The sequence below is a fragment of the Streptomyces sp. NPDC037273 genome, from assembly GCF_055603625.1.
Genome location: NZ_JBVJVO010000020.1, coordinates 116,794 through 138,618, shown reverse-complemented (window position 1 = coordinate 138,618; position 21,825 = coordinate 116,794). Strand labels below are relative to the sequence as shown.

Annotated in this window: 25 protein-coding genes and 1 riboswitch; of the genes, 18 read left to right on the top strand and 7 right to left on the bottom strand. The window is 72.9% G+C overall.

The window, feature by feature from the left end:
* Positions 1-123: 123 nt before the first annotated feature.
* Positions 124-402, bottom strand: a complete 279-nt coding sequence (locus tag ACZ7G1_RS35390; protein WP_470878958.1) for a type II toxin-antitoxin system Phd/YefM family antitoxin — start codon at positions 400-402, stop codon at positions 124-126.
* 58 nt (positions 403-460) lie between these two features.
* Between ACZ7G1_RS35390 and ACZ7G1_RS35385 the strand changes: the two genes are divergently transcribed.
* The 4 genes from ACZ7G1_RS35385 (at position 461) to ACZ7G1_RS35370 (ending at position 2,952) form a co-directional block, all read left to right on the top strand.
* Positions 461-1,084: an ATP-dependent Clp protease proteolytic subunit gene (locus ACZ7G1_RS35385; protein ID WP_470878959.1), complete on the top strand. Its 624-nt coding sequence runs from the start codon at positions 461-463 to the stop codon at positions 1,082-1,084.
* 7 nt (positions 1,085-1,091) lie between these two features.
* On the top strand, positions 1,092-1,397 hold the full coding sequence (locus ACZ7G1_RS35380; protein WP_470878960.1) for a hypothetical protein: 306 nt from the start codon (positions 1,092-1,094) through the stop codon (positions 1,395-1,397).
* 390 nt (positions 1,398-1,787) lie between these two features.
* A riboswitch (cyclic di-AMP (ydaO/yuaA leader) is annotated at positions 1,788-1,918 on the top strand.
* Between the two features lie 3 nt (positions 1,919-1,921).
* The gene (locus ACZ7G1_RS35375; RefSeq protein ID WP_470878962.1) at positions 1,922-2,398 is read left to right on the top strand and encodes a C40 family peptidase; all 477 of its coding nucleotides are present in this window, start codon (positions 1,922-1,924) and stop codon (positions 2,396-2,398) included.
* A 110-nt stretch (positions 2,399-2,508) separates the two neighbouring features.
* Complete coding sequence (locus ACZ7G1_RS35370) at positions 2,509-2,952, top strand: cytidine deaminase (protein WP_470878964.1); 444 nt, start codon at positions 2,509-2,511, stop codon at positions 2,950-2,952.
* A 9-nt stretch (positions 2,953-2,961) separates the two neighbouring features.
* On the opposite strand, the gene ACZ7G1_RS35365 is transcribed toward ACZ7G1_RS35370, so the two are convergent.
* The gene (locus tag ACZ7G1_RS35365) at positions 2,962-3,399 is read right to left on the bottom strand and encodes an ATP-binding protein (RefSeq protein WP_470878965.1); all 438 of its coding nucleotides are present in this window, start codon (positions 3,397-3,399) and stop codon (positions 2,962-2,964) included.
* Between the two features lie 174 nt (positions 3,400-3,573).
* Positions 3,574-4,752, bottom strand: coding sequence for an 8-amino-7-oxononanoate synthase (locus tag ACZ7G1_RS35360; RefSeq protein ID WP_470878967.1), 1,179 nt, complete (start codon positions 4,750-4,752; stop codon positions 3,574-3,576).
* A gap of 143 nt (positions 4,753-4,895) precedes the next feature.
* On the opposite strand from ACZ7G1_RS35360, the gene bioB reads away from it, so the two are divergent.
* From bioB to ACZ7G1_RS35320, 8 genes are all read left to right on the top strand, one after another.
* Entirely contained in the window at positions 4,896-6,152 is a 1,257-nt protein-coding gene (gene bioB, locus ACZ7G1_RS35355) for a biotin synthase BioB (protein ID WP_470878969.1), read from the top strand.
* Positions 6,145-7,425: an adenosylmethionine--8-amino-7-oxononanoate transaminase gene (locus ACZ7G1_RS35350; protein ID WP_470878971.1), complete on the top strand. Its 1,281-nt coding sequence runs from the start codon at positions 6,145-6,147 to the stop codon at positions 7,423-7,425. Before bioB ends, ACZ7G1_RS35350 begins: the two co-directional genes overlap by 8 nt.
* Before the next feature lie 23 nt (positions 7,426-7,448).
* Positions 7,449-8,165: a dethiobiotin synthase gene (gene bioD / locus ACZ7G1_RS35345; protein ID WP_470878972.1), complete on the top strand. Its 717-nt coding sequence runs from the start codon at positions 7,449-7,451 to the stop codon at positions 8,163-8,165.
* A 38-nt stretch (positions 8,166-8,203) separates the two neighbouring features.
* Entirely contained in the window at positions 8,204-8,548 is a 345-nt protein-coding gene (locus tag ACZ7G1_RS35340; protein ID WP_470878973.1) for a VOC family protein, read from the top strand.
* A 74-nt stretch (positions 8,549-8,622) separates the two neighbouring features.
* Positions 8,623-9,297 (top strand): class I SAM-dependent methyltransferase, encoded by a 675-nt coding sequence (locus ACZ7G1_RS35335; protein ID WP_470878975.1) that lies wholly within the window; start codon positions 8,623-8,625, stop codon positions 9,295-9,297.
* Between the two features lie 101 nt (positions 9,298-9,398).
* The gene (locus ACZ7G1_RS35330; RefSeq protein ID WP_470878977.1) at positions 9,399-9,824 is read left to right on the top strand and encodes a GNAT family N-acetyltransferase; all 426 of its coding nucleotides are present in this window, start codon (positions 9,399-9,401) and stop codon (positions 9,822-9,824) included.
* A 254-nt stretch (positions 9,825-10,078) separates the two neighbouring features.
* Complete coding sequence (locus tag ACZ7G1_RS35325) at positions 10,079-11,428, top strand: hemolysin family protein (RefSeq protein ID WP_470878979.1); 1,350 nt, start codon at positions 10,079-10,081, stop codon at positions 11,426-11,428.
* Positions 11,425-12,444: a hemolysin family protein gene (locus ACZ7G1_RS35320; RefSeq protein WP_470878981.1), complete on the top strand. Its 1,020-nt coding sequence runs from the start codon at positions 11,425-11,427 to the stop codon at positions 12,442-12,444. Before ACZ7G1_RS35325 ends, ACZ7G1_RS35320 begins: the two co-directional genes overlap by 4 nt.
* A 72-nt stretch (positions 12,445-12,516) precedes the next feature.
* Here ACZ7G1_RS35320 and ACZ7G1_RS35315 read toward each other — a convergent pair whose 3' ends face one another.
* Positions 12,517-13,536: a maleylpyruvate isomerase N-terminal domain-containing protein gene (locus ACZ7G1_RS35315; RefSeq protein WP_470878982.1), complete on the bottom strand. Its 1,020-nt coding sequence runs from the start codon at positions 13,534-13,536 to the stop codon at positions 12,517-12,519.
* Between the two features lie 64 nt (positions 13,537-13,600).
* Here ACZ7G1_RS35315 and ACZ7G1_RS35310 point away from each other — a divergent pair, with 64 nt between their 5' ends.
* The 4 genes from ACZ7G1_RS35310 (at position 13,601) to ACZ7G1_RS35295 (ending at position 17,018) form a co-directional block, all read left to right on the top strand.
* Positions 13,601-14,383 (top strand): SGNH/GDSL hydrolase family protein, encoded by a 783-nt coding sequence (locus ACZ7G1_RS35310; protein ID WP_470878983.1) that lies wholly within the window; start codon positions 13,601-13,603, stop codon positions 14,381-14,383.
* A gap of 87 nt (positions 14,384-14,470) precedes the next feature.
* Positions 14,471-15,913, top strand: a complete 1,443-nt coding sequence (gene purB, locus ACZ7G1_RS35305) for an adenylosuccinate lyase (protein WP_470878985.1) — start codon at positions 14,471-14,473, stop codon at positions 15,911-15,913.
* Positions 15,914-15,975: 62 nt separating this feature from the next.
* Positions 15,976-16,476, top strand: a complete 501-nt coding sequence (gene mug / locus ACZ7G1_RS35300) for a G/U mismatch-specific DNA glycosylase (RefSeq protein ID WP_470878987.1) — start codon at positions 15,976-15,978, stop codon at positions 16,474-16,476.
* Positions 16,477-16,535: 59 nt separating this feature from the next.
* Positions 16,536-17,018: a hypothetical protein gene (locus ACZ7G1_RS35295; RefSeq protein WP_470878988.1), complete on the top strand. Its 483-nt coding sequence runs from the start codon at positions 16,536-16,538 to the stop codon at positions 17,016-17,018.
* On the opposite strand, the gene ACZ7G1_RS35290 is transcribed toward ACZ7G1_RS35295, so the two are convergent.
* Positions 17,009-17,452: a hypothetical protein gene (locus tag ACZ7G1_RS35290; protein WP_470878990.1), complete on the bottom strand. Its 444-nt coding sequence runs from the start codon at positions 17,450-17,452 to the stop codon at positions 17,009-17,011. The two genes, ACZ7G1_RS35295 and ACZ7G1_RS35290, sit on opposite strands and share 10 nt — an antisense overlap.
* A gap of 141 nt (positions 17,453-17,593) precedes the next feature.
* On the opposite strand from ACZ7G1_RS35290, the gene ACZ7G1_RS35285 reads away from it, so the two are divergent.
* Positions 17,594-18,751, top strand: coding sequence for an ROK family transcriptional regulator (locus tag ACZ7G1_RS35285; RefSeq protein WP_470878991.1), 1,158 nt, complete (start codon positions 17,594-17,596; stop codon positions 18,749-18,751).
* Between the two features lie 120 nt (positions 18,752-18,871).
* On the opposite strand, the gene ACZ7G1_RS35280 is transcribed toward ACZ7G1_RS35285, so the two are convergent.
* Together ACZ7G1_RS35280 and ACZ7G1_RS35275 are read right to left on the bottom strand one after the other, a co-directional pair.
* Positions 18,872-19,612: a GntR family transcriptional regulator gene (locus ACZ7G1_RS35280; RefSeq protein ID WP_470878993.1), complete on the bottom strand. Its 741-nt coding sequence runs from the start codon at positions 19,610-19,612 to the stop codon at positions 18,872-18,874.
* A 256-nt stretch (positions 19,613-19,868) separates the two neighbouring features.
* Complete coding sequence (locus ACZ7G1_RS35275; RefSeq protein WP_470879148.1) at positions 19,869-20,753, bottom strand: RNA polymerase sigma-70 factor; 885 nt, start codon at positions 20,751-20,753, stop codon at positions 19,869-19,871.
* Between the two features lie 151 nt (positions 20,754-20,904).
* Between ACZ7G1_RS35275 and ACZ7G1_RS35270 the strand changes: the two genes are divergently transcribed.
* A complete protein-coding gene (locus ACZ7G1_RS35270; protein ID WP_470878994.1) occupies positions 20,905-21,735 on the top strand; it encodes an alpha/beta fold hydrolase in 831 nt (276 codons plus the stop codon).
* The last annotated feature ends 90 nt before the right edge of the window (positions 21,736-21,825 follow it).

The window sequence follows — 21,825 nt, the reverse complement described above, 5'->3', positions numbered from 1 at the left end:
GGACGGGGGTATCACCTCCCCTGGTGTCGTTCAAGGGGGGGGGAGAGCACACCCCCGACCGAGCAAAAAAAAGTCCCCTTCCCCCTCTCCCCCGGGGCGGGGGGGGCCCACGCGGCTTGTCGTTCAGGAAGCGCCCGGCTCGCCGTGATGCGCGGCGATGCCGAAGCGGCGCTGTTCGCCGGGAGCGGAGTCGAGGGAGTGGAGGCCGGAGACGGAGCTGACCACCTGCTCGTCGGCCGGCTTCTCGGCCGCTTCGAGTTGTTCCAGGTCAGCGGCGGAGACCAGGGCCACGAGCGGCTTTCCGTGGCGGGTGACGACGACGCGCTCACCGCCGTAGACGACGCGGTTGATGAGGTCGGCGAGCTCGGCCCGGGCTTGCGTCACCGGGATCTCGTAGGTCATGCTCCACATCTTACGGTCTGTACATCCTGTACATTTTTTACAGATGGAGGTGCCCGTCATGGATGCTCGCCACGTCCTGCCCGAGTTCACGGAACGGACCAGCCACGGAACCCGCACCCTCGACCCGTACTCCAAGCTCCTGGAGAACCGGATCGTCTTCCTCGGCACGCCGATCGACGAGACCTCGGCCAACGACGTCATCGCCCAGTTCCTGCACCTCGACTACGCGGCGCCCGGCCGGGACATCTCGCTCTACATCAACTCCCCCGGCGGCTCGATCAGCGCGATGACCGCCGTCTACGACACGATGCGGACGCTCTCCTGCGACGTGGAGACCACCTGCCTCGGCCAGGCCGTCTTCACCGCGGCCGTCCTGCTCGCCGCCGGCACCCCGGGCAAGCGCCTGATCCTGCCGGGCGCCCGGGTCACGCTCGAACAGCCCGCCCTGGACGAGCCGCTGCGCGGACAGCCGAGCGACCTCGACCTCCAGGCGCGCGAACTGCTCCGGCTGCGGGCCCTGGTGGCCGGCATGCTCACCGAACACACCGGCCGGAGCCGGGAGCGGATCGACGCGGACATCGACCGCCTCACCGTCCTGGACGCGCCTGCGGCGGTGGCGTACGGCCTGGCCGACCACGTCGTCCTCAGCCGGCGGGAGTCCGCCGGCGGCGCGGCGCGGTGAGCCGGCCGTGGTCCCCGAGCTGCCGCCGCTGCCCGCACTGACCCGGGCCGAGGGCGAGTTCGTCGACGCGTACCTCGAAGTCGTCGACCTCCTGGGGAAGATCAACCCATCCAGGGGTTCGCATACCTATGGGGCACTGCGCGCGGCACAAGCCCTGGTCGGACGGGTGGAGGCGCTGCGGGAAGCGCTGACGCTCATGCATATGCGGGGCGAGAGCGAGGTGCACGCGGACACATTGGCGCGCGCCCTAAGGGTGTTGGACGGCGAGCGCCGGGCCGACCGGGTCACCGTCCCCCGCACTCGGGCGAGTTGACATTCCGGCGTGTCGTGTCGAGGTCCGGTCGGCCGACGCGCGCCGCAGAAACCCTCCCCCGTTCGGCGTAGTCGACGAGTCGACACAGGAAGCGAGCGAGTTGCGCAACCGGTGTACGCATTTGGCGGAATCGAACGTTCCGCCGCAGGTGCGGGGCTCGTCGGCCACACCTGTGAAGATCCCAAAGGCTGCCTGTCCACCCGAATGGATCAGTCGTGAGGAGCCTCACATATCGCCGTTTCAGCTCGGATTTCGACCATGACGTGGGTCAAGATCCCTGACGACGACAAGCCCCCGCCGCCGCGGCGGGGCGGTCCGGGCGGACGCCGAGTCCTGCCGCTGTCCCGGACGTCTGGTCGACAGGAGTGGATCGGCAGGAGTGGAGGACCCGATTTTTACGGGGCGAACGCGCTGTTCCGGCAGCGTGGCCGTCCCTTGGGGTGAAGCCGCAGCCGCGGCCGGGCATCTTCGCCAGCCCGAACCCGACAGGTCATCCTTCGCAGGCGGCTGACGAAGGGTTGCGCATGACCGCGCAGATGCACGTCCCGTCCCTGCTGTCCCGGGCCGGAGCCGTCTCGGCTCTCACCCTCGCCGCCGTCGGCGGCACGCTGCTCGCACCAGGAGCGGCGCCGGAGGCCCAGGCAGCGACCACACACGCGAACAAGGCACTGAGCGTCGCCGCGTCCAAGAAGGGATCGCCTTACCGGTACGGAGCCACCGGACCCACCAGGTTCGACTGCTCCGGTCTGACGCTCTACGCGTACAAGAAGGCGGGCAAGTGGCTGCCCCGCACAGCGCAGCAGCAGTACAACAAGACCCGGCACATCTCCGCGTCCAGCAGACAACAGGGGGACCTGGTCTTCTTCCACTCGGGTGGAAGGGTCTACCACGTCGGCATCTACGCCGGCGGCGGCAAGATCTGGCACTCGCCCAAGACGGGATCCTGGGTGAAGCTCGACAAGATCTGGTCCTCGAAGGTCTACTACGGCCGCGTCCGATGATCACTGCCGGACACTGACCCGGCACAAGGGGGTGCGGTGGCGCCGCCGCACCCCTCCCGCCGGAACGAAAAGCCCGGCGAACCGTCCGAGCGGCTCCCTAGGATGCCGCGATGAGACTCGATCAAGCACTCGTCGACGCCGCCGTCGCCCAGCTGGAGAAACGCTGGACGCCGGACGAGCCCGGCGGCGCCGCGGCCGTCTACCTCGACGACGGCCGCATCCTCACCAGCGTCGCCCTCGACAACATCAACGTCGGCGTGACCCTCTGCCAGGAGACGGGCGCCTTCTGCCAGGCGTACACCCTGGACCGGCGGATCACCGCCTCCGTCTGCGTCTTCCGCGACCCGGAGGACGGCCGCTTCGTCGTGCTGCCGCCCTGTGGCATCTGCCAGGAGCGGCTCGCCCTGTGGGGGCCCGACGTCGAGGTCGGCGTGCCCGACCCCGAGGACCCGACCCGCTGGCAGGCCCGCACGCTGGCCGAGGTCAACCCCTACTACTGGGCCCGCCACTTCGCCGAAGGCTCGTGGCCCTCGCAGCGGGAGCACACCGGGTAGCCGGCCGGGTCAGAGGCTGGGGACCCGGGCCGCTGTCCAGGGCAGCGTGATCCAGACCGTCTTGCCGCCCTCCTCGGTGGGGGTGACGGAGAGACGGCCGCCGGCTTCGGCCGCGAGGGAGCGGATGATGACGAGGCCGCGGCCGTTGTCCTGCTGGACGGCGGCGGGGAGACGCCGGGGCCGGCGGGGATGGCTGTCGGTCACGCCGACGTGCAGGAGTTCCCCGCGGACCAGCCGGACGTCGACGGTGAACGTCGGCGACTGGCCGAAGGTGTGCAGGACGGCGTTGGTGGCGAGTTCCGAGACGATCAGGCGGATCGAGTCGGCGGTGTCGCCGTCGTCGTCGAGACCCCAGCCGGTGAGGACCTCCGCGACGTACCGCCGGGCGGTGGGGACCGAGGCGGGTTCGCTCGGCAGCGTGACGGATGCTTCCTGATGATCTGCCATGGCGACGCTGTCCCTTTCCCGCCGGGATCAGTGCCCCGGATTGCGCTTCGCGTCAGAGTGCCACCGATCGTGCCGCCCCGGGCGGGGTTCCACCAAGATATGTCCCCATCTGTCGCCCGAAGCGGTGAACTCTGCGGCCTGGAAACGCGCTTGGGACCGCGCCGGGCCCCGCGCTCAGAAAGCCGGCGCCGTCCGCAGGATCGTCTCCACCGCCCGCTCGATCTGCGCGTCGGAGAGGTCAGCGCGCGCCGTGAGCCGCAGCCGCGAGATGCCGTCCGGCACCGACGGCGGGCGGAAGCAGCCGACCAGCAGGCCCTGTTCGCGGCAGTCCGCCGCCCAGCCGAGCGCCGCCTCCGGCGAGGGGGCCCGGACCGAGACGACGGCCGCGTCGGGCCGTGCCGAGGTGAGGCCGGCGTCGGTCAGCAGCCGGTGCAGGGTGGTCGCGACGGTACGGGCCCGCTCGGCGAGGCCCGGTTCCCCGGCGATCAGCCGCAGGCTCGCGAGCGCGCCGCCGGCGGCGGCCGGGGCGAGACCGGTGTCGAAGATGAAGGTGCGGGCCGCGTTCACCAGGTGCTCGATCACCCGGGCGGGGCCGAGGACGGCGCCGCCCTGGCTGCCCAGGGACTTGGAGAGGGTGAGGGTGGCGACCGCGTCCTCGTCGCCCGCGAGCCCCGCCTCGTACAGGGCTCCCCTGCCACCGGCGCCGAGGACGCCGAAGCCGTGGGCGTCGTCCACCACGAGCCCGGCGCCGTGCGCGCGGCAGGCCTCGGCGAGCTCGGCCAGGGGGGCCTTGTCGCCGTCGACGGAGAAGACCGAGTCGCTGACGACCAGGGCCCGTCGCCCGGGGTGCGCGTCCAGGGTCTTGCGTACGGCCTCGGGGTCGGTGTGCGGGACGACGGCGGTCTCGGCGCGGGCCAGGCGGCAGCCGTCCACGATCGAGGCGTGGTTGGCGGCGTCGGAGACGATCAGGGAGTCCCGGCCGCCGAGCGCGGTGAGCGCCGCCAGGTTGGCGGTGTAGCCGGAGGAGAAGACCAGGGCCGCCTCGAAGCCGCAGAAGTCGGCGAGTTCGCGCTCCAGCCGGGTGTGCAGCCGGGTGGTGCCGGTGACGAGCCGCGAGCCGGTGGAGCCGGCGCCCCAGCGCCGCGCCGCCTCGGCCGCCGCCTCGGTGACCTCCGGGCGTCGGGTGAGCCCGAGGTAGTCGTTGCTCGCCAGGTCGAGGAGGTCCGACTCGGCCGCCCGGGGCCGCAGCGTACGCACGAGACCGGCCTCCGCACGGCGGCGCGCCTCGGCGTCGGTCCAGTCGAACGCGGTACGGCGCGGGGCCTCGGCCCGCCCGTCGTCGGCCTGTGGCATGCGGCGATCCTTTTGTAGGCAGCGCACAGACCCTAGCGGGAGGAAGCCGAGGTCGGGATGTGGTCATCCACACACCCCGATCGGAGTCGTTTGTTCGGATCCTCCTTGGCCCGGGGCCGGACGGTAGGCAAGGATCTCAGGTTATGGACCTGCTGAACACGCTGGTGGAGAAGGGGCTGCGGCGCGAGCTGCCGACCCGTGAAGAAGCGCTCGCCGTGCTGGCGACCTCCGACGACGAACTGCTCGATGTGGTGGCGGCCGCCGGCAAGGTGCGCCGTCAGTGGTTCGGACGGCGGGTGAAGCTGAACTATCTGGTCAACCTGAAGTCCGGGCTCTGCCCCGAGGACTGTTCCTACTGCTCGCAGCGGCTCGGCTCCAAGGCCGAGATCCTCAAGTACACCTGGCTCAAGCCGGACGAGGCGTCCCAGGCGGCCGCCGCCGGTGTCGCCGGCGGCGCCAAGCGGGTCTGCCTGGTGGCGAGCGGGCGCGGTCCGACGGACCGTGACGTCGAGCGGGTCGGCAAGACCATCGAGGCGATCAAGGAGCAGAACGAGGGCGTCGAGGTGTGCGCCTGCCTCGGTCTGCTCTCGGACGGCCAGGCGGAGCGGCTGCGGGAGGCCGGCGCCGACGCGTACAACCACAACCTGAACACGTCCGAGGCGACGTACGGGGACATCACCAAGACCCACACCTACGCCGACCGCGTGGACACCGTGCAGAAGGCGCACGCCGCCGGTCTGTCCGCGTGCTCGGGCCTGATCGCGGGCATGGGCGAGAGCGACGAGGACCTGGTCGACGTCGTCTACGCGCTGCGCGAGCTGGACTCGGACTCGGTGCCGGTCAACTTCCTCATCCCCTTCGAGGGGACCCCGCTCGCCAAGGAGTGGAACCTCACCCCGCAGCGCTGCCTGCGGATCCTGGCGATGGTCCGGTTCGTCTGCCCCGACGTCGAGGTGCGGATCGCGGGCGGCCGTGAGGTGCACCTGCGCTCGATGCAGCCGCTGGCGCTGAACATCGCCAACTCGATCTTCCTCGGCGACTACCTGACCAGCGAGGGCCAGGCCGGCCAGGCCGACCTGGACATGATCGCGGACGCCGGTTTCGAGGTGGAGGGCGCGGGCACCACCACGCTCCCGAAGCACCGCGCGGACGCGCTCGCGGCGGCGGCCGGCGGCTGCGGCTCGCACGGTTCCGCCGAAGGCGCGGGCTGTGGCTCGCAGGCGTCCGCCGAGGGCGCGGGCTGCGGCTCGCACGCCGGTGGCGGCTGCGGTCCGTGCGGCGGCCACGCCGAGACGCCGGCCGAGGCGCCCGCCGCCGAGGCCGCGGCGAACACCGCCCGGACCGACCTGGTGGCCGTGCGCCGCCGGGGCGCCGGCACGGACCTGGCGCCGAATGCGTAACGACGAACTGCTCGCCCTGGACCGGGCGCACGTCTGGCACCCGTACGGCCCCATGCCGGGCCGGGCGGAACCGCTGGTCGTCGCGTCCGCGTCCGGGGTGCGCCTCCGGCTCGCCGAACCGGCCGAGGGGCAGGACGAGCTGGTCGACGGCATGTCCTCCTGGTGGTCGGCGATCCACGGCTACAACCACCCCGTGCTCAACGAGGCGGTGCGCGGCCAGCTGGACAAGATGAGCCACGTGATGTTCGGCGGGCTCACCCACGAGCCCGCCGTCCGGCTCGCCGCCCGGCTCGTCGAGATCACCCCCGAGCCGCTGCGGCACGTCTTCCTCAGCGACTCGGGCTCCGTCTCCGTCGAGGTCGCGGCCAAGATGTGCCTGCAGTACTGGCGCTCCCTCGGCCGCCCCGAGAAGCAGCGGCTCTTCACCTGGCGCGGCGGCTACCACGGCGACACCTGGCAGCCCATGTCGGTCTGCGACCCGCAGGGCGGGATGCACGAGCTGTGGTCGGGCGTGCTCCAGCGACAGGTCTTCGTCGACGCCCCGCCGGTCGCCTACGAGGAGTCGTACGCCGAACTCCTCCGCACCGAGATCGGGCGCCACGCCCACGAACTGGCCGCCGTGGTCGTGGAACCCATCGTCCAGGGCGCCGGTGGCATGCGCTTCCACGACCCCGCCTATCTGCGGGTGCTCCGCGAGGCCTGCGACGCGCACGACGTGCTGCTCGTCTTCGACGAGATCGCCACCGGATTCGGGCGTACGGGCACGCTGTTCGCCGCCGACCAGGCCGGGGTCTCCCCCGACGTCATGTGCGTCGGCAAGGCCCTCACCGGCGGCTACCTCTCGATGGCCGCGACGCTCTGCACGAGCCGGATCGCCGACGGGATCTCCCAGGGCGAGGTGCCGGTGCTCGCGCACGGGCCGACGTTCATGGGCAACCCGCTGGCCTCCGCGGTGGCCTGTGCCTCGCTCGACCTGCTGCTCTCCCAGGACTGGGAGGTCGAGGTCAAGCGGATCGAGAAGGGCCTGCGCGAGGGCCTCGCCGGGGTGGCCGACCTCCCCGGCGTGCGCGAGGTGCGCGTTCTCGGCGCGATCGGCGTCGTCCAGCTCGACCACGACGTCGACATGGCGGCCGCGACCCGCGCGGCGGTCCGGGAGGGCGTGTGGCTGCGCCCGTTCCGCGATCTGATCTACACGATGCCGCCGTACGTGACCGGCGACGAGGACCTGGCACGCATCTGCGCGGCGGTCCGCGCCGCCGCGATCGAAGGCTGAGCGAGGAAGGGACTGGGACAGCAGTGGGAATCATCGTCGTCAGCGGTACGGGGACGGAGATCGGCAAGACGGTCGTGACGGCCGCGGTGGCCGCCGCCGCCACCGCCGCCGGCCGGTCGGTCGCCATGCTCAAGCCCGCGCAGACGGGAGTCGGTCCGGACGAGCCCGGCGACGCCGACGAGGTCGTCCGGCTGTCCGGCGCGGTGACCTCCGCCGAACTGGGCCGCTTCCCCGAGCCGCTGGCCCCCGATACGGCCGCCCGGCGGGCCGGCCTCGCCCCGGTCGGGCCCGCCCAGGTCGCCGAGGCGGCCCGGAAGCTCGCCGCCTCCCACGACCTCGTGCTCGTGGAAGGCGCCGGCGGCCTCCTCGTCCGCTTCGACGAGGAGGGCGGCACCCTCGCCGACGTCGCCTCGCTCCTCGGCGCGCCCGTCCTCGTCGTGGTGCCGGCCGGTCTCGGCACCCTCAACTCGACGACCCTCACCGGCGAGGCGCTCCGCGCCCGGGGCATCGAGCAGCTCGGCGTCGTCGTCGGCAGCTGGCCCGCCACCCCCGACCTCGCCGCCCGCTGCAACCTCACCGACCTCCCGCGGGCCGCCGGCGCACCCCTGCTCGGCGCCGTCCCGGAGGGCTCCGGCTCCCTGGACCCCGCCGCCTTCCGCGCGGCGGCGGGCGACTGGCTCGCCCCGGCACTCGGCGGCGTGTGGGACGCGGACGCGTTCGCGGAGTCCGTCGGGGCGTGACGTCCGGGGAGGCGTCAGGCGCTGCGTAGGGTGGGTGTATGCGCGCTCACGTTCAGGAGATCGTCTTCGACTGTGCCGCCCCGGCCGCACTCGTCCGTTTCTGGTCAGGTCTACTCGGTGGTGAGCCGGTCGATCGCACGGACGACTGGTCGTACGTGGACCCGCCGGGGTTCGTCAGGCTCGCCTTCCAGCGCGTGCCGGAGGGCAAGTCGGTGAAGAACCGGGTCCATCTCGACCTGGAGGTCCCGGACCCGGCCCGGGCCGCCGACGAGGTCCTCGCCACCGGCGCGGTCAGGGTCGGCGACCTCGTGACGGACGAGCAGGGCTCCTTCCAGGTCATGCGGGACCCGGAGGGCAACGAGTTCTGCTTCGTGACGGGATGAGGGGCGTCCGGTGAGCGCGTGCGGGGACGTGTGGGGCGTCCGATGACCGCGACCAGGTACGTGTGGGGCGTCCGATGACCGCGCGTCCGGACCGGCTCGCGAGCGGGGCGCGGGGGCCGCGTGTCCGGCATCCCTTGTTCGCCCGGTTCTACGCGCGCGTGAGCGTGTCCGCCGACGCGCGGGGCGGGCTCGGGGCCCTGCGCGAGGAGCTCCTCGCCGGGCTCGGCGGCAGTGTGGTCGAGGTGGGCGCCGGGAACGGGCTGAACTTCGCGCACTATCCGGCCGGGGTCACCGAGGTGGTGGCGGTCGAGCCGGAACCTCATCTGCGGCGCCTCGCCGAGGAGGCCGCGCGCCGGGCTCCCGTCCCGGTGACCGTGGTGCCGGGCACGGCGGAGGCGCTTCCGGTGGAGGGCGGGGCGTTCGACGCGGCCGTCGCCTCGCTGGTCCTGTGCACCGTACGGAGCGTGCCGGAGGCGCTCGCGGAGGTGCGCCGGGTGCTGCGCCCGGGGGGCGAGCTCCGCTTCTTCGAGCACGGGGCGGCGGAAACGCCGGGACTCGCCCGGGTGCAGCGCGGCCTGGACCGCACGGTCTGGCCGCTGCTCTTCGGCGGCTGCCACACCTCCCGCGCCCCGCTCGCCGAGCTCACCGCCGCCGGCTTCGCCCTCGTCTCGTACCGCTCCTTCGACCTCCCCGAGAAGGGCCCGCGCCTGCCGTCGTCGCCCTGCGTCCTGGGCGTGGCGCGGCGCTGAACGGTGCCGCGGCGGTCCGTCTCCGGAGACCTCTTCGCCGCGCCGTCCCGCCACCCGGAACTCCGTGGCGGCGGCCCGGCTCCCCGTGGTGGGATCCCGCCATGATCGATCTGCAGATACGCGCCGCCACGCCCGCCGACGCCGAAGACGTCCTGACCTTCTGGAAGGAGTCGGCCGAGGGGACGTCGATCTCGGACGACGTGAACGGGGTGACCCGGCTCGTCGAGCGCGACCCCGAGGCCCTGATCCTCGCCGTGGCCGACGGCCGGATCGTGGGGTCCGTGATCGCCGGCTGGGACGGCTGGCGCGCCTCGCTGTACCGGCTCGCCGTGCTGCCCTCCCAGCGCAGGCAGGGCATCTCCACGGCGCTCCTGCGGGCGGCGGAGGAGCGTTTCGTCACGCTCGGCGGTCGGCGCGCGGACGCGATGGTCCTCGAGGCGAACGAGACGGGCCGGCTGCTGTGGTCGGCCGCCGGCTACGAGCGCGAGGAGCGCTGGCGCCGCTGGGTGAAGCCGCTCACGGACTGAACGGCGGGCCCGGCCCTGGCCACCACGGCGTGAAGCCGGTCACGGAGTGACCGCGGGCCCGGTTCACCACCGCCCTTTGCCCGTCCTTTACCATGGTGTCTCATCCCGACGACCGAAAGGTGTGAGCGTCCGCCCATGGGCGAGCCTCCCAGTAGCACTGGTTCCGAACGTTCCGGATCCCACGGCCGACACTTCGACGGCCGACACCGAGCGATCCTTCTCCCCCTGACTGATCATGGGACGGAGGTGAACCGATGACCGAAGTGCTTCTGCTCCTCCTCGCGCTCCTCCTCGCTCTCGCGTGCGGTGCGTTCGTCGCGGCCGAGTTCTCGCTGACGACCGTCGAGCGCGGCGAGCTCGAAGCCGCCGCCGAGCGCGGCGAGCGCGGGGCGACGAGCGCCCTGAAGGCCGTGAGGTCGCTCACCTTCCAGCTCTCCGGGGCGCAGCTCGGCATCACCGTGACCAACCTGGTCGTCGGCATGCTGGCCGAGCCCTCCGTGGCCAAGCTGATCCGCGGCCCGGTCGAGGCCCTCGGCCTCTCCCCCTCCGTCGCGTCCTCCGTCGCCCTTGTCCTGGGTACGGCCCTGTCGACCGTCGTCCTGATGGTCGTCGGCGAGCTGGTCCCGAAGAACTGGGCGATCTCCTCGCCGCTCGCGGTGGCGAAGGTGGTGGCGACCCCCCAGCGGGTGTTCACGGCCGCCTTCAAGCCGCTGATCAGCCACCTCAACAACACGGCGAACCGGATGCTCCGCCGGCTCGGCATGGAGCCGACCGAGGAGCTCGCGTCCGCGCGCTCCCCGCAGGAGCTCGTGGCGCTCGCCCGCCACTCCGCCAAGGAGGGCGCCCTGGAAGCGGACACGGCCGAGCTGTTCGTCCGTACGCTCAACCTGGCCGAGCTGACCGCCGAGAACGTGATGACGCCCCGCGTGCAGGTCACCGCCCTCGAGGTGCAGGCCACCGCCGAGGACGTGGCGAACGCGACCCGCGCCACGGGTCTCTCCCGCTTCCCGGTCTACCGCGGCAACCTCGACTCGGTCGTCGGCATCGCGCACATCAAGGACGTGCTGGCCATACCGGCCGACCAGCGTCCGCGCCGCCGCATCGGCGAGATGCTGCGCGAGCCGCTGCTCGTGCCCGAGACCCTGACCGTGGACCGTCTCCTCGACCGGCTCTCCGGCAAGCAGACGATGGCCGTCGTCATCGACGAGTACGGCGGTACGGCCGGAGTCGTCACCCTGGAGGACATCGTCGAGGAGGTCGTCGGCGAGGTCCGCGACGAGCACGATCCGCACGAGACTCCGGACCTGGCACGGGCCGGCGAGGACGCGGACGGGCGCGAGCTCTGGTCCGCCGACGGCGCCGCCCGGATGGACCAGGTGGGGGCGATCGGTCTGCGCCTGCCGGACGGCCCGTACGAGACGCTCGCGGGTGTCCTGGCCACCGAGCTCGGCCGCATCCCGGCCGTCGGTGACAGCGTGGAGCTGGCCGGCTGGCGGCTCGACGTCGTGGACGCCTCCGGGCGGCGCGCCGCGCGTGTGCTGATGCACGCCCCGGCGCACGACGCCGGGGAGTCCGGCGAGGAGACCGGGGAGGCCCGCCGATGATCGTGATCCAGCTGTTGATCGGCCTGCTCACGCTGGTCGTCAACGCCTTCTTCGTCGGCGCCGAGTTCGCCCTGATCTCGGTCCGCCGCAGTCAGATCGAGCCGCTGGCCGAGGGCGGCAACCGCCGGGCCCGCAGCGTCATCTGGGGTCTGGAGCACGTCTCCGCGATGCTCGCCGCGGCGCAGCTCGGCATCACGCTGTGCACGCTGGTCCTCGGCATCGTCGCCGAGCCGGCCATCGCGCACCTCCTGGAGCCGGTCTTCGACGCGGTCGGCGTCCCGCACGGCCTCGTGCACCCGATCTCGTTCGTGATCGCCCTGTCGGTCGCGACGTATCTCCACATGCTGCTCGGCGAGATGGTCCCGAAGAACATCGCGCTGGCCGAGCCGACCCGCTCCGCGCTGCTGCTCGGGCCGCCCCTGGTGGCGCTCGCGCGGGCGCTGCGCCCGGTGATCTTCGCGATCAACGCCTTCGCGAACACGCTGCTCAAGCTGCTGCGCGTGGAGGTCAAGGACGAGGTCGCCGCGACCTTCTCGGACGACGAGCTGGCCCGGATGGTCACCGACGCGGGCGACGCCGGACTCCTCGACGACCGTGCCGCCGAGCGGCTGCACGACGCCCTCGAACTGGGCCGCCGCCCGGTGCGGGACGTCGTGATGCCCGCGGCGAAGGTGGTGTACGCGGAGGTCGGCACGACCCCCGAGGAGCTGGAGGCGCTGTCCGCGCGGACGGGCTTCTCCCGCTTCCCGGTGGTCGACGCGGAGCGCCGGATCCTCGGTTATCTGCACGTCAAGGACGCCCTGGACGTCTCGCCGCGCGACATACCGTTCCCGGTGTCGGCGCTGCGGCCGATCGCCCGGGTCCGCGCGGTCACGCCGCTCGACGACGTGCTGACGGCGATGCGCCGCAGCCGTACGCACCTGGCGGCCGTCCTCGACGAGGACGGCAAGCCGGCCGGTCTCGTCACGATGGAGGACGTGCTGCGCGAGCTGGTGGGGCGCCCTGCGGCGCCGTAACGCGGACGCGGAACGTACGGAAGGGCCCCGGGAGCGATCCCGGGGCCCTTCCCGCCGTGTGCCGTCGGCGGCTCAGAGCGCGGTCGCCGCCAGCCAGTCGTCCAGGAGGTCCCGGTCGCCGCTGTGCGCGAAGCGCGGGTCGTCGGCGGCGTACCTGCGGTGCAGGAGCAGCAGGAGCTCGCCCGCGTCCGCCTCGACGGCCGCCGTCGGCTCCGTACCGCCGTTCCCCCGGCTCCAGGTGAAGCCGCCCCCGCCGAGGGCGAGGGTCCAGGCGACGGGGGTGTCGCGGGCGGTGAGGCGCAGGACGGCGCCGTCGCGGTCGAGGTGGGCGAGCGGTTCGGCGATCCAGGGGATGTACGGCGCGTTCGCGAGGAAGTGGTCGACGGCGTCGGCCGCCGTCGCCGGGTCGAGGGGGCCCGCCGCCCCGGCGACGGCGAGTTCGGCGTCGGCGAGGTGGATCAGGGTCTCGAAGAGCACGTGGCGCGGGTAGTGGCGGACGTGCGGGTCGGCCCCCGGCGACCAGACCGGGGTGTCGGGATCGGCCTCGCGGGCGGTGGCGGCGAACCGCTCGGCCCCGTCCGCGAGCCAGTCGGGGTACGCGGCGGGGTCGGCCGGCAGGTCGAGGGGGACGTCGCGGGCGAGGACCCGGGCGGTGGCCCCGGTCCGTACGAGGTGCTCGGCCCAGCGGTGGACGGTGCCGACGTGCCGGGTGAGGTCGGCGAGGATCCAGCCGGGGCAGGTGGGGACGGGGGTCGCGGGGTCGGCGGCGCGGACGGTCGCGGCGAAGCGGAGGGCGGCGGCCCGGGCGGCCTCGCAGGCGGCGCTGTGGGTGTCCTCGGTGAGCCCGAAGCCCTCGGAGACCTTCAGGAGCTCCTCGCGCCAGGGTCCTGGCGCCTGCCGCAGCGCGGCCGCGCGGAACAGCCCGTCGAGGGCGCGGCGGTCGGCCGGGCCGAGTCCGCGCAGGGTGTGCGCGGTGCTCTCCAGCCACTTCGCGGCCGTGTCGGGGTCGAGGTCCTCGTCGTCGGAGGTGTCGACCGCCGTCACCAGCTCGGCCAGGGCCTCGGCCAGGGCGCTCAGGAGCGCGTCGCTCATAGGGTTTCCCCTCCCGGGTTCTCCACGGCATCCCTCGCATACCGCGCGGTATGATCGCTCCGCCATGGAGATCAATGCCACGTACAACAGTCTCGTCGCCGTCGGCGACAGCTTCACCGAGGGTATGTCGGACCTGAAGGCCGACGGTTCCTACCGGGGGTGGGCCGATGTGCTCGCGGGCCGGCTCGCGGCCCGTACGCCCGGCTTCCGCTACGCGAATCTCGCGGTGCGCGGAAAGCTCATCGGACAGATCGTCGAGGAGCAAGTCGGCCTGGCCGCGGCCATGAAGGCCGATGTGGTGACCCTCGTCGGCGGGCTCAACGACACCCTGCGCCCCAAGGTCGACATGGTCCGCGTGCGGGACCTGCTGACCGAGGCAGTGGAACGCCTCACACCCTCCTGCGGGCAGCTGGTCCTGATGCGCAGCCCGGGTCGCAACGGCCCGGTCATGGAGCGCTTCCGGCCCCGGATGGAAGAGCTGTACGCCCACATCGACGGGCTCGCCGACCGGCACGGCGCCCTGGTCGTCGACCTGTACGGCGCGGAGTCGCTCGGCGACCCCCGGCTGTGGGACGTGGACCGGCTGCACCTGACCGCCGACGGGCACCTGCGGGTGGCCGAGGCGGTGTGGCAGGCCCTGGGCCTGACGCCCGAGGCCGACTGGCGGAGCCCCCTTCCGCCGGCCGTGCGGCCGAACTGGACGAGCCGCCGGATCGCGGACGCCCGGTTCGCGAAGGAGCACCTGGGCCCGTGGATCGGACGGCGGCTCACCGGCCGCTCCTCCGGGGACGGCCGCGCGCCCAAGCGCCCCGAGCTGCTGCCGTACGAGTGGCCGGCGGAGAACTGAGGGGCGCCGCGTGACCTGCGTCTCGTAGCAAGCTCCACACGGGGCCGTGGCGCTGGCCTGCAGAAACCACCAGTAAACTCTGTCCACGTGACTGCTGTGACTGCGAAGCCCCGCATCCCCAACGTTCTGGCCGGCCGCTACGCCTCCGCGGAGCTCGCCGTCCTCTGGTCCCCCGAGCAGAAGGTGAAGCTGGAGCGTCAGCTGTGGCTCGCCGTGCTCCGTGCGCAGAAGGACCTCGGGATCGAGGTTCCGGACGCCGCCCTCGCCGACTACGAGCGCGTGCTCGACCAGGTCGACCTCGGTTCCATCGCCGAGCGCGAGAAGGTCACCCGCCACGACGTGAAGGCCCGCATCGAGGAGTTCAACGCCCTCGCCGGCCACGAGCACGTCCACAAGGGCATGACCTCGCGCGACCTCACCGAGAACGTCGAGCAGCTCCAGATCCGCCTCTCCCTGGAGCTCATGCGCGACCGCACGGTCGCCGTCCTCGCCCGCCTCGGCAAGCTCTCCGCCGAGTACGCGGAGCTGGTCATGGCCGGCCGCTCCCACAACGTCGCCGCCCAGGCGACCACCCTCGGCAAGCGCTTCGCGACCGCCGCCGACGAGCTGCTCGTGGCGTACGCGCGCCTTGAGGAGCTCCTCGGCCGCTACCCGCTGCGCGGCATCAAGGGCCCGGTCGGCACCGCCCAGGACATGCTGGACCTGCTCGGCGGCGACGCCGGCAAGCTGGCCGACCTGGAGCAGCGGATCGCCGGCCACCTCGGCTTCGCGCACGCCTTCACCTCCGTCGGCCAGGTCTACCCGCGCTCGCTCGACTACGACGTGGTCACCTCGCTCGTGCAGCTGGCCGCCGCGCCGTCCTCGATCGCCAAGACGATCCGCCTCATGGCGGGCCACGAGCTGGTCACCGAGGGCTTCAAGCCCGGCCAGGTCGGCTCCTCCGCGATGCCGCACAAGATGAACACCCGCTCCTGCGAGCGCGTCAACGGCCTCATGGTCATCCTCCGCGGCTACGCGTCGATGACCGGCGAGCTCGCCGGCGACCAGTGGAACGAGGGCGACGTGTCCTGCTCCGTGGTCCGCCGTGTCGCCCTGCCGGACGCCTTCTTCGCGCTCGACGGCCTCCTGGAGACCTTCCTCACCGTCCTCGACGAGTTCGGCGCCTTCCCCGCCGTCGTCGCCCGCGAGCTCGACCGCTACCTCCCCTTCCTCGCCACCACCAAGGTCCTCATGGGCGCCGTCCGCGCCGGTGTCGGCCGCGAGGTCGCCCACGAGGCCATCAAGGAGAACGCCGTCGCCTCCGCCCTCGCCATGCGCGAGCAGGGCGCCGAGCGCAACGAACTCCTCGACAAGCTCGCCGCCGACGACCGCATCCCCCTCGACCGCGCCCAGCTCGACGAGCTCATGGCCGACAAGCTCTCCTTCACCGGCGCCGCCGCCGACCAGGTCGCCTCCGTCGTCTCCCGCATCGACTCCATCCTCAAGCAGCACCCCGAGGCCGCCTCCTACACCCCTGGCGCGATCCTCTGACCGGTACCCCCCGGTTCACCAAGGCAGAGCTCGAGGCCGCCCGCGACCGCGTCGTTCCCGACGTGGCCGCGGGCGGCCTTTCGGTCCTCTTCTGCGGAATCAACCCGGGTCTCATGACAGCCGCGACGGGCCACCACTTCGCCCGCCCCGGAAACCGCTTCTGGCCGGTCCTCCACCTCTCCGGCTTCACCCCGCGCCTGCTCCGCCCCGACGAACAGCAGGAACTTCTCTCGTACGGACTCGGCATCACCAACGTCGTCGCCCGTGCGACGGCCAGGGCCGACGAGCTGACCCGCGAGGAGTACCTGCACGGCGGCCGCATCCTGACCGAGAAGGTCGAGCGCCTCGCACCTCGGTGGCTCGCGGTCGTCGGCGTCACCGCGTACCGGACCGCCTTCGGCGAGCCGAAGGCGGGTGTCGGGATGCAGGAGCGGATGATCGGTTCCACCCGGGTGTGGGTGCTGCCCAATCCGAGCGGGCTGAACGCGCACTGGACGGCGGCGACGATGGCCGAGGAGTACGCGAGGCTTCGGGAGGCGGCGGAGGTGTCGCCCGGTTCGTGAAGGGAGGGGCCGTGGAGTGGGGTGACTACCGTCCGTTCCGGCCGTTGGAGGACGGCCCGATGGAGGAGCTGCCCGTGGCGGCGGCGCGGCGGGAGTACGAGCACCGGATGGCGACGAAGGACGAGCGGATCGCGGTGCTGGCGGAGCTGGTCGGGGCGAACGGGGTGCGGCTCGGCACGGGGGACGAGGCGCTGGACGCGTTGCAGGACTGGTACCTCGCCGGGATCGAGCCCGATCCCGAGCGTGCCGGGCGGCTCCGTCCGCTGTGGGTCGCGGTCGCCTACGATCTGGGGCTGCACATCGGCGACACGATCGTCGCGCGGGCCCCCGGGCTCTCGTGGACCTTCTACAGGTCTGCCAAAGGCGCCAGGGACGTCGCTCACCAGCATCCGGTGATCATGGGCTTCACGGGCGTGAGGAACAAGCGGTACAACGTCGACCCGTTCCTGTTCGCGGTGGGCACGGGAGGCAGCGCACTCGGCGGCGGCGAGGTGCGCGTCGGGTTCCGCGCCTTCGTCGACTCGGCGGTCGGCTACGCCTGAGGGTCCCCGTCCAGGGGTGCGTCCGACGGCGGGGCCACGGTCGTGACCAGGGCGAGGAGCTGGAAGGGGAGCTCTTTGTCCCATTGGGAGACGCCGAGGCCGATCCAGGTGCCTTCGGCCGCCCAGAGGTGCAGGTCGGGGGTGTGGCAGCTGAGGGTGGCCCAGGGCTCGGGTATGGGCTCGCCTTCCATGGACCGTTCCAGGAGGGGGCCGAGGGCGAGGCGCCGGGGTGGGCCCCAGCGGGCGGTGAGGAGGAGGGCGAGGCCGGTGCGTTCCGCTTCGTACTGGTCCTCGACGGCCTCGCGGCGGGTGCCGTCGTCCTCCCAGAACTCCTCGCTGGTCGCCAGTTCGGCCAGGTGGAAGCCCGGGCTCCCGTCGAAGCCGCGGGCGCGGAGTAAGTCGATCTCCGCCAGGTGGCGTGCCGTGGTGGTCATGGACCCAGTAAAGCCCGGGGCACTGACAGTTGGCGCCGTGTCAGGCACACCTGGGGCGCCGGGTGCGGGGGCGGCGCTCGCCGCGCCACGGTCCATTGAGTACCATCCGCCGAAAAGGTGCACGAGCTGGGAGGACACACTGTGGGGCGGCTGACCGGCGGGGATCCGTCTCTGCTGCGGCGGATCAACTCCGCGGTGGTACTCCATGCGCTCAGGGGCGCCGACGCGCCGACGCTGACGGATCTGACCCGGATCACGGGTCTTTCGCGGCCTACGGTCGAGGGCGTGGTCGAGGGCCTGATCGAGGGCGGGCTCGTCGTCGAGTCGGCGCCCGAGGAGGGTGAGGCCCGGCGGCAGGGGCGTCCGGCGCGGAGGTTCCGCTTCCGTGCGGAGGCCGGCCATCTGCTCGGCATCGAGATCGGCCCGCACCGCGTGGCCGTGCTCCTCTCGGGTCTGGACGGCCGGATCATCGGCGCCGGGTCGCGGGAGGTGTCGGAGACGGCTGCCGAGGACGAGCGGCTGGACAAGGTCCGTACGGTCGTGGCGGACGTGCTGCGCAGGGCCGGGGTGCCCCGGTCCAACCTGCGGGCGGTCGGCGTCGGCACCCCGGGCATCGTGGAGGCCGACGGCACGGTGCGCCTCGGTACGGCCCTGCCGGGCTGGACGGGTCTCGCGCTCGGGGAGCGGCTGCGCCGTTCCTTCCGCTGCCCGGTGATCGTGGAGAACGACGCGAACGCGGCGGCCGTCGCCGAGCACTGGAAGGGCGCCGCGACCGACTCCGACGACATCGTCTTCGTCCTCGCCGGTCTCAGCCCGGGGGCCGGTTCGCTGATCGGCGGCCGGCTGCACCGGGGGTACGGCGGGGCCGCCGGGGAGATCGGCGCCCTGCACCTGCTCGGCCGGGGCGTCACCCCCGAGCATCTGCTCTCGACCACCGACGAGCCGCTGCACCCGCTCGACGAGCAGGCCGTCGCCGAGGTGTTCGCGCTGGCCCGCAAGGGCGACGCGCGCGCGGAGGCGGCGGTGCAGCGGTTCATCCAGCGGCTGGTGCACGACGTGGCGGCGCTCGTCCTCGCCATCGACCCCGAACTGGTCGTGGTCGGCGGCTGGGCGGCCGGTCTCGACGGCGTCCTGCCCCCGCTCCGCGAGGAGCTCGCCCGGTTCTGTCTGCGTCCGCCCCGGGTGGTGCTGTCCCTGCTCGGCGAGGCCGCGGTGGGCACCGGCGCGCTCCGGCTGGCCCTCGACCACGTCGAGGAGCAGCTCTTCGCGGTCGACGGAACGGTCACGGCCCGCCGCTAGGACTTCCCGGCGACGGAAGCGTGAAGACACCGCTCACGGCTCCACGACGACGGCCCGCCTCCAGGTTTCCCTGGGGCGGGCCGTCGCGCGCGCGTGGTGTGGTGCGGGAGGTGCGGGGTGCTAGGAGGCCATGACCAGGTCGCCGGAGTCGCCGAAGGTGAGGCGGCAGGTGTCGGCGCGGTAGGTGGCCACGGAGACGGCGGCGGTGCGCCCTCCGGAGAGGTAGCGGGTCGTGACGACGAGGACGGGGGCGCCGGGCAGCCGGTCGAGCTCCTTGGCGTCGTCGGCGCGGGCGGAGCCGAGCTCCACGGCGCGGTCCTGGCCGTCGAGGGCGAGGTGCTGGAGCTCGCGGAGCACGGCGCGGGCCTGGACGGGTCCGGCGGGCGCGTCGATGGCGCCGAGGCCGGGCACGGAGCCCACGGGCACGTAGAGGAGTTCGGCGGCGACCGGCTGGCCCTGGGAGACGCGGAGGCGGCGCACGATGTGCACCCGGTCCTCCGGGCCGGTCTCCAGGACGCGGGCGACGGCGGCGGGGGCCACGTCGGCGCCGGAGTCCAGGGACTGCCAGGCGTCGTCGCCGACGCCGGGCCAGGCGTGCTGGGTGGTGGAGACGTCCACGCCGACGCGCGGCGGGGCGACCGTGGTGCCGACGCCGCGGCGGCGCTGGAGGCGGCCTTCGAGCTCCAGCTGCTCCAGTGCCTGGCGCAGCGTGGCGCGGGCGACGCCGAAGCGTGCGGCGAGCTCGCGCTCGTTGGGGAGGATCTCCCCGACGGCGAAGTCCGAGTCGAGCGCTTCGCCGATGACTGTCTTGAGGTGCTGGTACTTCGGTTCCGGCACCGATGCCAGCTGCGTGGTCCCCACCCTGATCCTCCGCAATTCGCCGTGTCCCGCGGCGTTTCCGCGCCCTTGTTTATTAAAGGTTCCTGCACTAACTCTGCGACCATAGGGCGACACACCCCCTTGGTCAAGACCAATCCTCCGTCGAACGTCCCTGAATGTGACCCTCTGACCTAGATCGTTCACAGGACGTTCGCGTAGACGTGTGCCCTGCGCAGCAAAGTGCCCCGCCTCCCCCGGAGCGGGGGGACGGGGCACGGGCGGGCGCGGGGAGGTGCGGTCAGAGGCCGGCGAGGCCCTGGAGCTTGTCGGGGTTGCGGAGGATGTAGACGCACTGGATCCGTCCGTCGCGCACCTCGACCTGGAAGACGCAGTCGGGCAGGCCGTCGGCGAGCGCGAGGATGGCGGGGCCGCCGTTGAGCTCGACGAAGCGGATCTCGAAGAGCTCCTCCGTGCCCTCGGAGACGGCCGCGAGGAAGCGGCCGACCTTGTCGGCGCCGTCCATGATCCGCAGCGGTGCCTTGGACTTGCCGCCGCTGTCGCCGACGAGGCGCACGTCGGGGGCGAGCAGGGCGAGGAGCTCGCCGAGGTCGCCGCCGGCCGCGGCGGCGAGGAAGCGCTCGGTGAGGTCGCGGCGTGCGGCCGGGTCGACGTCGTAGCGCGGCTTGCCCTCGTCGACGTGGCGGCGGGCCCGTCCGGCGAGCTGGCGCACGGCGGCCTCGGAGCGGTCGAGGGCGCCGGCGATCTCCCCGTACGGGAAGCCGAAGGCCTCGCGGAGCACGAAGACGGCCCGTTCCAGGGGCGAGAGGGATTCGAGGACGACGAGGACGGCGAGCGAGACGGAGTCGGCGAGCAGGGCGCGCTCGGCGGTGTCGGGGGCGGCCGGGCCGAAGTCGGTGACGACGGGCTCGGGGAGCCAGGGGCCGACGTAGGACTCGCGGCGGCTCTGGACCTGGCGGAGCCGGTCGATGGCGAGCCTGGTGGTGATCCGCACGAGGAAGGCGCGGGGCTCGCGGACGGCGGTCCGTTCCTCGGCGGTCCAGCGCAGCCAGGCCTCCTGGACGACGTCCTCGGCGTCGGCGGCGCGCCCGAGCATCCGGTAGGCGACGCCGAGGAGCATCGGGCGGTGGTCCTCGAAGAGGTCGGTGAGGGTGTCGGTCGGTATGTCGGTGGGCACCCGACCATCCCAGCCGACGGGCACCGTCGTGTCCAGTTTCGGAGCCGGTCTTGAACTACTGGCTACCGAACGGTAATGCTCTTGCTGACAGGGTGTCTAAGGGACTTCGCACACCAGGTGTTCAGGACAGGGAGCCGGTATGCCCGCACGGATCGCGTTCACGATCGAGACCCCCACGGGTCCCCGCACGGTGTCGATGACGTACGAGCGGAGGGGCGCGGGCGAACCCCTGCTCCTGCTCCACGGCATCGGGCACCACTGGCAGGCGTGGGAACCCGTCCTCGACGTGCTGGCCACCGAGCGGGACGTCATCGCCGTCGACCTGCCCGGCTTCGGCGCCTCCGACGCGCTGCCGGACGGCTCGCCGTACGACCTGTCCACCGTCGTCCCCGTCCTCGACGCCTTCTGCGCGGCCGTCGGCGTCGAGCGCCCGCACGTGGCCGGGAACTCGCTCGGCGGACTGCTCGCCCTGGAGCTCGGCCGGGAGAAGCGGGTGCGCTCGGTCACCGCCCTCTCCCCCGCCGGCTTCTGGTCCGAGAGCGAGCGGCGGTACGCCTTCGGGACCCTGCGCGCCATGCGGGGCGTGGCCCACTCGATGCCCGTGCCGGTGATCGAGCGCCTCTCCCGTACGGCCGCCGGGCGCACCGCGCTCACCAGCACCATCTACGCGCGCCCCGCCCGCCGGTCACCCGAGGCGGTCGTCGCCGAGACGCTGGCCCTGCGCGGGGCCACCGGCTTCCACGAGACGCTGGCCGCCGGCCGGACCGTACTCTTCCGCGACGACATCCCCGAGGTTCCCGTCACCATCGCCTGGGGCACCCGCGACCGGCTGCTGCTGCGCCGCCAGGGCGTCCGCGCCAAGCACACCCTGCCCGGTGCCCGGCTCGTCCGGCTGCCCGGCTGCGGTCACGTGCCCATGAACGACGACCCCGCCCTCGTCGCGCGCGTGCTCCTCGACGGCAGCCGATGAACCCCGCCGGGCGCTCCGTGTGAACAGGCCGGTGCCCAGGGCGGCACCGGCCCCCACGAGCAGGCCGCCGGCCGCCTGCGGGAGACCGAA